This is a genomic window from Streptomyces sp. 35G-GA-8 (genome assembly GCF_023534745.1).
In the GTDB taxonomy this organism is placed as follows: domain Bacteria; phylum Actinomycetota; class Actinomycetes; order Streptomycetales; family Streptomycetaceae; genus Streptomyces.
Genome location: NZ_JAMHJQ010000001.1, coordinates 315,691 through 327,730 on the forward strand (window position 1 = coordinate 315,691; position 12,040 = coordinate 327,730).

The 12,040-nt window shown below is 67.4% G+C and carries 8 protein-coding genes and 1 tRNA gene; 5 read left to right on the top strand and 4 right to left on the bottom strand.

Annotated features, from left to right (window positions below; genetic code table 11):
- Nucleotides 1-117 precede the first annotated feature (117 nt).
- Nucleotides 118-987, top strand: a complete 870-nt coding sequence (locus M1203_RS01380; protein ID WP_249947576.1) for an alpha/beta fold hydrolase — start codon at nt 118-120, stop codon at nt 985-987.
- Nucleotides 988-1,237: 250 nt separating this feature from the next.
- On the opposite strand, the gene M1203_RS01385 is transcribed toward M1203_RS01380, so the two are convergent.
- The 4 genes from M1203_RS01385 to sucC form a co-directional block, all read right to left on the bottom strand.
- Nucleotides 1,238-1,325, bottom strand: a tRNA-Leu gene (locus M1203_RS01385).
- 244 nt (nt 1,326-1,569) lie between these two features.
- Nucleotides 1,570-3,126, bottom strand: coding sequence for an aldehyde dehydrogenase family protein (locus M1203_RS01390; protein WP_249947577.1), 1,557 nt, complete (start codon nt 3,124-3,126; stop codon nt 1,570-1,572).
- Nucleotides 3,127-3,219: 93 nt separating this feature from the next.
- Nucleotides 3,220-4,122: a succinate--CoA ligase subunit alpha gene (gene sucD / locus M1203_RS01395; protein ID WP_249947578.1), complete on the bottom strand. Its 903-nt coding sequence runs from the start codon at nt 4,120-4,122 to the stop codon at nt 3,220-3,222.
- Nucleotides 4,123-4,166: 44 nt separating this feature from the next.
- Nucleotides 4,167-5,300, bottom strand: coding sequence for an ADP-forming succinate--CoA ligase subunit beta (gene sucC / locus M1203_RS01400; protein ID WP_249947579.1), 1,134 nt, complete (start codon nt 5,298-5,300; stop codon nt 4,167-4,169).
- 227 nt (nt 5,301-5,527) lie between these two features.
- Between sucC and frc the strand changes: the two genes are divergently transcribed.
- From frc to M1203_RS01420, 4 genes are all read left to right on the top strand, one after another.
- On the top strand, nt 5,528-6,793 hold the full coding sequence (gene frc / locus M1203_RS01405) for a formyl-CoA transferase (RefSeq protein ID WP_249947580.1): 1,266 nt from the start codon (nt 5,528-5,530) through the stop codon (nt 6,791-6,793).
- Nucleotides 6,794-6,801: 8 nt separating this feature from the next.
- Nucleotides 6,802-8,934: an acetate--CoA ligase family protein gene (locus M1203_RS01410; protein WP_249947904.1), complete on the top strand. Its 2,133-nt coding sequence runs from the start codon at nt 6,802-6,804 to the stop codon at nt 8,932-8,934.
- A gap of 240 nt (nt 8,935-9,174) precedes the next feature.
- Complete coding sequence (locus tag M1203_RS01415; protein WP_249947581.1) at nt 9,175-10,563, top strand: OFA family MFS transporter; 1,389 nt, start codon at nt 9,175-9,177, stop codon at nt 10,561-10,563.
- Nucleotides 10,563-11,963, top strand: a complete 1,401-nt coding sequence (locus tag M1203_RS01420; protein ID WP_249947582.1) for an OFA family MFS transporter — start codon at nt 10,563-10,565, stop codon at nt 11,961-11,963. Before M1203_RS01415 ends, M1203_RS01420 begins: the two co-directional genes overlap by 1 nt.
- Nucleotides 11,964-12,040 lie beyond the last annotated feature (77 nt).

The window sequence follows — 12,040 nt, forward strand, 5'->3', positions numbered from 1 at the left end:
CTCACACCGACCCTCACCGTCACCCGTCGGCACACCTAACCATTAAAGCTGACTTGACGAGTTAGATGTCACGTGCTGCACTGTAACTAACCGTTCAAAGCAATCTTGGAGGTTGGCATGAGCAGCGTTGTGCATCACCGCACCGCCACCGTCAACGGCATGGATGTCTTCTACCGGGAGGCCGGAGACCCGCAGGCGCCGGCGCTCGTACTGCTGCACGGCTTCCCGACCAGCTCACACATGTTCCGGAACCTGATTCCGGCTCTCGCCGACAGCTACCGCGTCATCGCGCCCGACATGATCGGATACGGCCAGTCGGCCATGCCGACGGTCGACGAGTTCGACTACACCTTCGACTCCCTCACCGACGTGACCGCCGCTCTGCTGGAGCGGCTGGGTGTCGAGCGGTTCGCGGTCTATGTGCACGACTACGGGGCGCCGATCGCCTGGCGGCTCGCGACGCGGTCCCCCCGGAGCATCACCGCGATCATCACGCAGAACGGCAACGCCTACACCGACGGGTTCGTCAAGGCGTTCTGGGACAGGCTGTTCGCCTACGCCGAGAACCCGACGCCCAAGAACGAAGCCCCTCTCCGCGCCGCCCTGACCCTCGAACTGACCCGCTGGCAGTACCTGAACGGGGTCGCGGATCCGAGCCTCGTCAGCCCGGACGGCTGGACCGTCGACCAGTCGCTGCTCAACCGGGCGGGCAATGACGCCATCCAGCTCGCGCTGTTCCGCGACTATCCGACCAATGTCGCTCTCTACCCCCAGCTACAGCAGTACTTCCGCGACAGCCAGGTGCCGCTGCTGGCCGTGTGGGGGGCCAACGACGAGATCTTCGGCCCGGACGGCGCCCGCGCCTTCCAGCGCGACCTGCCCGACGCGGAGATCCATCTCGTCGAGTCCGGGCACTTCGCCCTGGAAAGCCATCTGGAGGAGATCACCGGCCATATCCGCGGCTTCCTCGCGCGGGTCGTCTCCTGACCCCTACAGCCCGGGCGGCGGTACCAGTCGCCGCCGGGGCCAAGGATGCCGTGCCCGGCCCAGGACAGCACGGCCTCCGACGAGGAGGCGCCGAAGACCGCGTCAACGCCGAAGCCGATGCCCAAGTCGGCTGCGGTGCGGGCGAGTTCGGGACCGTTGGCGATCGCGGCGATGGCCTCGCCCTCGACGAGCGCGCGAGAAACAGAAAGACCCCAGATCAACTGGGGTCTCTACTGGTTATCGGTATTACTGGTGTCCGAGGGGGGACTTGAACCCCCACGCCCGATAAAGGGCACTAGCACCTCAAGCTAGCGCGTCTGCCATTCCGCCACCCGGACGAGTGGTCGAACCGCGGTGTGTGGCCGCGGCGACAGAGACAACGATACCAGGGGTTCGAGGTGGCTCTCACCCGTATATCCGGTGGTCAGGGGTCCATGGCCGGTCGCGCTTCGACGTTCCCGACGCCTCGTGCGGGGTGGCCGGTACAGAGCGTCGCGGGGCGGGGACCGAACGTCATGGCGGGCTGAAGGGGGTGCCGAGCGCTCCCCCCGGGGGGATGGGGAGCGCTCGGCACGGTAGGGGTTATGGCATCAGGTGGTAGTCCGGGAAGTTGCCCGGCGGGCGCTCGCCCGTGGGGCCGTCCGTCACCGCTCGTACGAGGAGTTCACCGCCGACGAACGCGCCGCGCCAGGAGTGGCCGAAGCCGCCGAACAGCTCGTCCCGGTCCCCGCGGGAGCGGGGTTTGCCGTGGCCGGTCTTGAAGGCGCGGATCTGCGGGGAGAGCCGGGCGTAGGTGGCCGGGTCGTCGGTGGAGAGGGTCGCGACGAGGGCTCCGTTCGAGGCGTTCATCGCGGCCAGCAGTTCCGCCTCCGTATCGACCAGGACGATCGTGTCGACCGGGCCGAAGGGTTCCGCGTGGTGCAGCGGGGAGGACGGGGGCGGGTTGAGCAGGGTGACGGGCGGGAGATAGGCGCTGGTGTCCTGGCCGGGCAGGAACAGTCCCTCTTCCAGTACTCCCTGGTGCAGCGGGACGGCGCCGCGGCTGATCGCCTCGGACACCTGGTCGTTCAGTTCCTTGGCCTTGGCCGCGTTGATGAGCGGTCCGAAGTCCAGTTCCGGCAGCGGGTCGCCGGGCCGCTCGACCGCGAGGGGATGGCCCAGGCGGATGGAGCGTACGGCGGGGAGATAGGCGGCCAGGAAGTCGGCGAAGAGCGAGCGCTGGACCACGAAGCGTGGATACGCGGTGCAGCGCTGCTTGCCGTAGTCGAAGAGTTTGGGGATGACCGCGGTCAATGAGGACCAGTCGCTGAAGTTCCAGATACCCCAGGTGTTCAGGCCCTCCTGTTCGAGGATATGCCGTTTGCCCAGGTCAGCGACTGCTGTGGCGATTCTGGCGCCGGTGTCGCGGCCTCCGACGAAGGAGACGCAGCCGATCTCGGGCGCGCGCACGAGCGCCTCGGAGAGTTCGCCGCCGCTGCCGCTGACCAGCGTGAGGGGGACGCCCTCGCGGACGGCGAGCGCGCAGGCCAGGGTCAGACAGGCCACTCCCCCGTCGGTCGGCGCCTTGGCGATCACCGCGTTGCCGGCCAGTGCCTGCACCAGCATCGCGTGGATCAGGACGGACATCGGGTAGTTCCAGCTGGCGATGTTGGAGACGGGGCCCGCCAGCGGGGTCCGGTCCGCCAGCATCGGTTCGATGCCGTCGACGTACCAGCGCACGCCGTCGATCGCCCGGTCGACGTCGGCCTGGGCGAGCCGCCACGGCTTGCCGATCTCCCAGACGAGCAGGAGGGCGAGCAGTTCACGGTGTTCGGTGAGCGCGTCGAGCGTGGCCGTGACGCGTGCCTTGCGCTCGGACAGTGGGACATCGCGCCAGGCGCGGTGTGTGTCCAGGCAGGCGCGCACAGCCCGCTGGGCGGTTTCGGAGTCGAGCCGGGGCGGGCCGGCGATGGGACTGCCGTCGACCGGGCTGGTCGCGGGCACGGCGCGGCCGTCTGACTTCCAGGACGCGGCCCAGAGGTTGCGCACACGGTCGTCCTGGAACGCCTCGGGCGCCACCGTGAGGCAGCGGTCCCATGCGTCCGACCAGGCCGTGCCCGGCTTGAGTATGAGTGGGGAAGTGGTGAGGGTGGGTGCCATTGAGGGTCTCCGCTCTAGCGTGGCGGGAGTTGCATGGCTCGGCTCTCGTCCGTAGTGAACCGTGATCCGGATGGGGGGAGGCACACACTCCCTTCAATTATGAGCGACGTCACGTGACGTCGCGAGGCGGTCGAGTACCAGTCGCGCGGTCTCCGAGGGGGTTGAGCCGACCCGCACGCCGACCGCCTCCAGGGCCTTCTTCTTCGCCTCCGCTGTACCGGAGGAGCCGGAGACGATCGCGCCGGCGTGTCCCATCGTCTTGCCTTCCGGCGCGGTGAATCCGGCGATGTAACCGATGACCGGCTTGGTGACGCGCTCGGCTATGTAGGCCGCCGCGCGTTCCTCCGCGTCGCCGCCGATCTCCCCGATGAGAACGATCAGTTCTGTGTCCGGGTCGTCCTCGAAGGCGGCGAGGCAGTCGATATGAGTGGTGCCCACGACGGGATCGCCGCCGATGCCGACGGCGGAGGAGAAGCCGGTTTCCCGCAGCTCGTACATGAGCTGGTAGGTCAGGGTGCCGGATTTGGAGACGAGTCCGATCCGGCCGGGCTTGGCGGCGATGTCCGCCGGGATGATGCCCGCGTTGGACTGCCCGGGGCTGATCAGTCCGGGACAGTTGGGGCCGACGATCCGGGTGCCCCGCTTCTTGGCGTACGCCTGGAAGGCGACGGCGTCATGGACGGGGATGCCCTCGGTGATCACGACCGCGAGCCCGATGCGCGCGTCCGCGGCCTCGATGACCGCGGCCTTGGCGAACGGTGGCGGTACGAAGACGACGGTGACGTCCGCGCCCGTCGCCGCCATGCCCTCGCTCACCGAGCCGAAGACGGGTACGGCCCGGTCGTCGAAGTCGACGGTACGGCCCGCCTTGCGCGGGTTCACACCGCCGACGATGTCGGTCCCGGCGGCGAGCATCCGCCGGGTGTGTTTCATGCCCTCGCCGCCGGTCATGCCCTGGACGAGGACCTTGCTCTCCTTGGTCAGGAAGATCGCCATGGTCTGTCGCTCTCCTTATCCCGCGTATCCCGCAAATCCGATCGCTATCCGACGTTCGCCAGGACGGCGGCCTGCCGGGCCGCTCCGTCCATGGTGTTGACCTGCTCCACGAGTGGGTGCGCGCGGTCCGCGAGGATCGCTCGGCCACGGGCCGCGTTGTTGCCGTCGAGGCGCACCACGAGCGGCTTGGTCAACCGCACGGATTCCAGGGCCTGGACGATGCCCTCGGCGACGGCGTCGCAGGCCGTGATGCCGCCGAAGACGTTCACGAACACGGACTTGACCGCCGGGTCGGAGAGGATGACCGTCAGGCCGTCCGCCATCACCTGGGCGGACGCCCCTCCCCCGATGTCGAGGAAGTTGGCGGGGCGGGCGCCGCAGCCGGCGACCACATCGAGGGTGGACATGACGAGGCCCGCGCCGTTGCCGATGATGCCGACCTCGCCGTCGAGCTTGACGTAGTTGAGCCCCTTGGCCGACGCCAGGGCTTCCAGCGGGTCACCGTGCTCGTCGCTCTCACGGTCACCCCAACGCTCTTGCCGGAAGCGCGCGTTGTCGTCAAGGGTTATTTTTCCGTCGAGGGCGAGAATCAGCCCTTCTTCGGTACGGACCAATGGGTTGACTTCGACCAGAAGGGCATCCTCCCGGACCACCACCCGCCAGAGCGCCCGGAGTACGGGGACGGTCTCGGGGGGCAGCTGAGCGGCCCTCGCGATCTCCGCCGCCTTCGCTTCCGTGACCCCTTCCGCGGGGTCGACGGGGACCCTCGCCACCGCCTCGGGGCGGCTCGCCGCGAGCTCTTCGATGTCCATGCCGCCCTCGGCCGAGGCGATCGCGAGGAAGGTGCCCGCGGCCCGGTCGAGGACGTAGGACACATAGAACTCAGATGCAATATGCACTGGTTGGGCCAGCATCACCTTCCTGACCGTGTGGCCCTTGATATCCATTCCGAGCATCTGACGGGCGGTCAGTTCCGCTGCGGCCGGGTCGGTCGCGAGCTTCACTCCGCCCGCCTTGCCCCGGCCTCCGGTCTTCACCTGTGCCTTGACGACCACCCGGCCACCGAGCCGCTCGGCGGCGAATCGGGCCTCCCTCGCCAGCTCCACCACTTCGGCCTCAGGCACCGCGATGCCATGGTCCGTGAGGAGTTCCCTCGCTTGGTGCTCGTACAGATCCATGCCGGCTCCCTTTTTGACGAAAGTGCCGCACGCCCCCTGGACACCATCCGCAGGATGCGGGATAACAAGCTTCATACAGTATTCGTCGACTGTATGCAATGTACCGCGAGGGCGAGCGCCCTCCCGTATGCGAAGGGACAGGGGCCTCCTCATGCCGGACAGAAGCGAGCGAAACGCACGCCCCCGTACCCACGGACCACACCAGGTACAAGTAGAGGAGTCCCTCCATGACTCAGGCTCTTGAGACCCCCAGGACGACCGCGTCGGGCAAGGCACTCTCCGGCGTACGGGTCCTGGACATGACGCATGTTCAGTCCGGCCCCTCCGCGACCCAGTTGCTCGGCTGGCTCGGCGCGGACGTGCTGAAGCTGGAGGCTCCGACCGGCGACATCACGCGCAAGCAGCTGCGCGACATCCCCGATGTCGACTCGCTGTACTTCACGATGCTCAACTGCAACAAGCGGTCCATCACCCTCAACACCAAGACCGAGCGCGGCAAGGAGATCCTCACCGAGCTGATCCGCCGCTCCGATGTCATGGTGGAGAACTTCGGCCCCGGCGCCGTGGACCGCATGGGTTTCACCTGGGAGCGCATCCAGGAGATCAACCCGCGGATCGTCTACGCCTCCATCAAGGGCTTCGGCGAGGGCCCGTACACCAACTTCAAGGCGTACGAGGTCGTCGCGCAGGCCATGGGCGGCTCGATGACCACCACCGGCTTCGAGGACGGGCCCCCGCTCGCCACCGGCGCGCAGATAGGCGACTCGGGCACCGGCATCCACGCCGTCGCCGGCATACTCGCCGCGCTCTTCCAGCGTGAGCACACCGGTCGCGGCCAGCGCGTCAATGTCGCGATGCAGCACGCCGTCCTCAACCTCTGCCGGGTCAAGCTCCGCGACCAGCAGCGGCTGGCGCGCGGACCGCTCGCCGAGTACCCCAACGAGGACTTCGGCGACGACGTACCGCGCAGCGGCAACGCGAGCGGCGGCGGACAGCCCGGATGGGCCGTCAGATGCGCGCCGGGCGGCCCCAACGACTATGTGTATGTGATCGTCCAGCCGGTCGGCTGGCGGCCGGTCACCGAGCTGATGGGGCGGCCCGAGCTGGCCGACGACCCCGACTGGGCGACCCCGGAGGCCCGGCTGCCCAAGCTCGGCAAGATGTTCCAGCTCATCGAGGAGTGGACGAGCACGCTTCCCAAGTGGGAGGTGCTGGAGAAGCTCAACGCGCACAACATCCCGTGCGGCCCGATCCTCTCCACCAAGGAGATCATCGAGGACGACTCCCTGGCGGCCAACGAGATGGTCGTCGAGGTCCCGCATCCTCAGCGCGGCACGTTCACCACGGTCGGCAGCCCGCTGAAGCTCTCCGACTCTCCTGTTGACGTGGTCACCTCACCTCTGCTCGGTGAGCACAACGCGGAGGTCTACGTCGGCGAACTCGGTCTCGACGACGAGGAACTGCGACTGCTCAAAACGAACGGAGTCATCTAGCGGTGGACATCACTGAGGAGCGTCAGAAGGCCGTACGCGCTGTCCTGGACGCCGCACTGGCCGAGGGACGTACGGCCCTGACCGCGCCCGAGGGCAAGAGCGTCACCGACGCGTACGCCATCCCCACCCCGGCGGAGGGCCTCGCCGAGTGCGCCGACGAGGCGGTGGCCCTCGCCGACCGGATCGGATTCCCGGTCGCGCTGAAGATCGTCTCGCCGCAGATCACGCACAAGACGGAGGCGGGCGGCGTCATGACGGGCCTGCGCTCGACCGCGGAGGTGCGCGGGGCGTTCACCGGGATCGTCAGCAACGCGCGGGCGTACGACCCGCAGGCGCGGATCCTCGGCGTACAGGTGCAGCAGATGGTGCCGGCCGGCACCGAGGTGCTCGTCGGTACGGTCACCGACCCGACCTTCGGCCCGATCGTGGCCTTCGGTCTCGGCGGTGTCCTGGTGGAGGTCCTCAAGGACGTCACGTTCCGGCTCGCGCCGGCGTCCAGGGACGACGCGCTGTCGATGCTCGACGGGATCCGCGCGGCGGAGGTGCTGCGCGGCGCCCGCGGCGGCGCGGCCGTCGACCGGGACGCGCTCGCCGACTTGGTGGTGAAGGTGTCGCGGCTCGCGGCCGACTTCCCGGAGATCGCGGAGATCGATCTCAACCCGGTGTTCGCCTCGGCGAGCGGGGTGACGGCCGCGGACGTACGTATCCTGCTGGCCGCCGAGAAGCCGGTCAGGCGCCGTACGTACACCCGCGAGGAGATCCTCGTCTCGATGCGGCGGCTGATGAAGCCCGCCTCGGTGACGGTGATCGGGGCCTCCGGCGAGCCGGGCAAGATCGGCAACTCGGTCATGCGGAACCTGATCGACGGGGGATTCCCGGGAGAGATCCATCCGGTGAACCCCAAGGCCGATGACATACTCGGCCGTAAGGCGTACAAGAGCGTGATGGACGTTCCGGGCCAGCCCGATGTGGCGGTCTTCGCGATCCCCGCGGCCTCCGTCCCCTCGGCCCTCGAAGAGGTCGGCCGCCGGGGCATCCCGAACGCCGTGCTGATCCCCTCCGGCTTCGCCGAGACCGGCGAGCACGAACTCCAGGCGCGGATCGTGGAGATCGGCGAGGAGTACGGCGTACGGCTGCTGGGGCCGAACATCTACGGCTACTACTCCACCTGGCAGGACCTCTGCGCCACCTTCTGCACCCCGTACGACGTCCGCGGCGGCGTGGCGCTGACCTCGCAGTCCGGCGGCATCGGGATGGCGATCCTCGGCTTCGCCAGGAGCACGGGAACGGGTGTCTCGGCGATCGTCGGCCTCGGCAACAAGTCGGACCTCGACGAGGACGATCTGCTGACCTGGTTCGGCGAGGACCCGAACACCGAGTGCGTCGCCATGCATCTGGAGGACCTGAAGGACGGCCGGGCCTTCGTGGCGGCGGCGCGCGCGACCGTACCGAGGAAACCGGTCGTGGTCCTCAAGGCCGGGCGTACGGCGGCCGGCGCCAGGGCGGCGGGCTCGCACACCGGCGCGCTCGCGGGTGACGACGCCGTCTACGACGATGTGCTGCGGCAGGCGGGCGTCATCCGGGCGCCGGGCCTCAACGAGATGCTGGAGTACGCGCGGGCGCTGCCCGTGCTCCCCACTCCGCTGGGCGACAACGTCGTCATCATCACCGGCGCGGGCGGCTCGGGCGTACTGCTCTCCGACGCCGTCGTCGACAACGGCATGTCGCTGATGGAGATCCCGCCGGACCTCGACACATCGTTCCGCGCGTTCATCCCTCCCTTCGGCGCGGCGGGCAATCCGGTGGACATCACCGGGGGCGAGCCGCCGGCCACGTACGAGGCGACGATCAGGCTCGGCCTTGAGGACCCGCGGATCCACGCGCTGGTGCTGGGCTACTGGCACACGATCGTCACTCCTCCCATGGCCTTCGCAGAACTAACGGCCCGCGTGGTCGCGGAGTTCCGGGCGAAGGGCATCCGCAAACCGGTGGTGGCGTCCCTCGCGGGCGACATCGAGGTGGAGGAGGCCTGTCGGTACCTCTTCGAGCGCGGAGTGGTGGCCTATCCGTACACCACCGAGAAGCCGGTCGCGGCGCTCGGCGCGAAGTACGCGTGGGCGCGGGCGGCGGGGCTGCTGTGACACAACCACCAGACTTCCACCGGCCGGTCCTGGGGCTGCGCCCCGGACCTGACACCGCCGTGTGGACGCGAGCGACGGGGCTGCTGACCGTCACTCGGAACACGTACATGACACACCATCAAAAAGACGTGGTGTTAAGCCCGTTGGGAGGAAGTCGATGACCTGACCAAGTCGGGTGGCACGAAAGTTCGGACAGGGGGCGCTGGCCAGTTCTTTCGATGCAAGGGGTGTCTACACCGCATGACTACCACTCAACTCTCCAGCACCGTCCCCTTCAAGGAGGTGACGGATGCCAACGGCCGTGTGTTCCGGATCGGTGAGTCCGACCGGGACATCATGGGCCGTGCGCGATGGACGATGGTGCTCTTCCCGTGGATCGGGATGATGGGCATCAGCTCGTCGGAGTACGCGTTCACCTCGGCGGAGGACACTCTGCACGAGGCCCATCTATGGAGCAGCGGGCACATATTCTGGCTGATGGGCGTCTGGATATTCTTCCAGGCGGCCGTGGCCTTCCCCGCGGGGCAGCTCCGTGAGAGCGGCAAGCTGCCCGCCCGGTACGCCATGATGCTCGGCGCGCTGGGTACGCTCCTCGGCTATCTCTCACTGGCCTACGCGCCGCATGTGATCGTGGCGTACATCGGCTTCGGTATGTTCAGCGGCATCGGCGCGGGTCTGGTCTATGCCACCTGTGTGAATATGGTCGGCAAGTGGTATCCGGAGCGCAAGGGAGGCAAGACCGGCCTCGTCAACGGCGGTTTCGCCTACGGCTCGGTGCCCTTCGTCTTCCTCTTCACCTCGTACATGGACCTGAGCAACTACCAGACGGTTCTGGTGATTGTCGGTGTCATCTGCTGTGCTGTGGTCGCGGTCTCCGGCTGGTTCTTCAAGGACCCGCCGAAGTACTGGTGGCCCGCCGAGGTCGACCCGCTGAAGACGTCGGACGACCCGAGGATCCGGCGTGCGCTGGAGAAGAACCCGCCGGCGGTCAAGCAGTACACACCGAAGGAAGCGGCACGTACACCCGTGCTGTGGATGATGTGGTTCTGCCTGCTCTGCACGGCCGGCATCAATATCTTCGGAATCGCGTTCCAGGTGCCCTTCGGCAAGGACATGGGGTTCGCGGGCGGGATCGTGGCCACCGCGATGTCGCTCAAGGCGATCGTGAACGGCACGGGTCGCGGTGTCATCGGCTGGATCTCCGACCGGTACGGACGCCGTAACACCCTGATCTTCGTCTGCCTGGTCCTGGGCAGCGCGCAGTTCGGTGTGCTCGTCTCCGGGTCCATGGGCAGCATGCCGTTCTTCCTCTTCTGCTCGATGGTCTCCGGCTTCGGTGGCGGCGCGATCTTCCCGCTGTTCGCCGCGATGACGGCGGACTACTTCGGAGAGAACAACAACGCGTCCAACTACGGCATGGTCTACAGCTCCAAGCTCATCTCCGGGCTGGTCGGTTCGGGTATGGGAGCTGTCGTGGTGGCCGCCTGGGACTACGAGGGCGCGTTCATCATCGCCGGAAGCATCGGACTCGCCTCAGCGGTACTGGCCCTGTTCCTCAAGGCGCCAGGAAGGCCGAACAGCAAGAAAATCGAAGCAAACCCGAACCCGATTGGCCGTGAAATCGCTTAATGTCAGCAGAACCTCTTTCCGGTAGGTCCGCGTCGGCCACGGCCGACGCGGGCTACCGCGAAATCACAGATGATCGTGGCCGCGTCTACCGCATCGGCGAGACCGACCGACAAATACTCGGACACTCCCGTAAGTTCATGGTGTACCTGCCATGGGCGGCCATGATGGCCATCAGCGTCTTCGAGTACGCCTTCGGCTCGGCCGAGAGTGTCCTCTCCGCGGCGCATGGCTGGTCCCAGAGCAACACCTTCTGGATCCTCAGCATCTGGGTGTTCTTCCAGGCGGGTGTCGCCTTCCCGGCAGGCTGGCTGCGGGAGAAGGGGATTCTGACGGCGCGCGCCGCCACACTGATCGGCGCCGCTCTCTCCTTCGTGGGCTTCCTCTCCATCTCGCACTTCAACAACGTGTCGGCCGCGGTCCTCGGATTCGGCCTGCTCGGCGGTGTCGGATCCGGTCTCATCTACGCCACCTGCATCAATATGGTGGGCAAGTGGTTCCCGGAACGCCGTGGTGGAAAGACGGGATTCGTCAACGGCGGATTCGCCTATGGCGCGGTGCCGTTCATCTTCATCTTCAACTACGCGTTCAACCTCGGGAACTACCGGACGGTGCTGGACCTGATCGGGGTCTATGTCCTGGTCATCGTCGCCGTCTGCGCCCTGTTCTTCAGGGACCCCCCGCAGAACTGGTGGCCGGCGGATATCGACCCGCTGAAGATCGCGGCGAACAGCAAGAACGCGAAGACCCTGGCCAAGAACCCTCCGGCGGCCAAGCAGTACCGGCCCATGGAGGCCATCAGGACGGGGATGCTCCCGCTGATCTGGGTGCTGCTGGTGATCACCGCCGGTGTGTCCATCTTCGGCATCTCCTTCCAGGTGCCGTTCGCCAAGGACGTCGGGTTCGGACCGCTCGTCGCCGCCTCGTCGGCCGGTGTGCTGTCCGTCGTCAACGGCGTCGGGCGAGGAGTCGTCGGCTGGCTGTCGGACCTCTGGGGCCGCAAGAGCACACTGATCTTCGTGATCACGGTGCTGGGACTGGCACAGTTCGGCGTCCTGTGGGCGGGGAACACGAAGAACGAGATCCTGTTCCTGGTGTTCGCCTTCATCTCCGGCTTCGGCGGCGGGGCGTTCTTCCCGCTGTTCGCGGCGCTCACACCGGACTACTTCGGTGAGAACTACAACGCCACCAACTACGGTCTCGCCTACAGCGGCAAGCTGATCAGCGGGCTGTTCGGAGGCGGGCTCGGAGCGATGGCGGTCCACTCCTGGGGCTACAACGGCGCGTACATCCTCGCCGGTGGACTGTCCCTGGTAGCGGCGGCCATGGCCATGCTGTTGCGCAACCCCGGTCAATCGCGGGACAACAGCGCTCCCCCCGTGCCACAACCGGCAGGCGGGTGACCGTTCGCGAACAAGCGGCCCTCCTCGCGGCTCATACCGAGCCGCGAGGAGGGCCGCCGTCGTGTGGTCCAACCACC

Excerpts from the sequence above, each read along its gene's own strand:
- sucC (WP_249947579.1), bottom strand. The coding sequence starts at position 5,300 with ATGGATCTGTACGAGCACCAAGCGAGGGAACTCCTCACGGACCATGGC.
- frc (WP_249947580.1), top strand. The coding sequence starts at position 5,528 with ATGACTCAGGCTCTTGAGACCCCCAGGACGACCGCGTCGGGCAAGGCA.
- M1203_RS01380 (WP_249947576.1), top strand. The coding sequence starts at position 118 with ATGAGCAGCGTTGTGCATCACCGCACCGCCACCGTCAACGGCATGGAT.
- M1203_RS01415 (WP_249947581.1), top strand. The coding sequence starts at position 9,175 with ATGACTACCACTCAACTCTCCAGCACCGTCCCCTTCAAGGAGGTGACG.
- M1203_RS01420 (WP_249947582.1), top strand. The coding sequence starts at position 10,563 with ATGTCAGCAGAACCTCTTTCCGGTAGGTCCGCGTCGGCCACGGCCGAC.
- M1203_RS01390 (WP_249947577.1), bottom strand. The coding sequence starts at position 3,126 with ATGGCACCCACCCTCACCACTTCCCCACTCATACTCAAGCCGGGCACG.
- sucD (WP_249947578.1), bottom strand. The coding sequence starts at position 4,122 with ATGGCGATCTTCCTGACCAAGGAGAGCAAGGTCCTCGTCCAGGGCATG.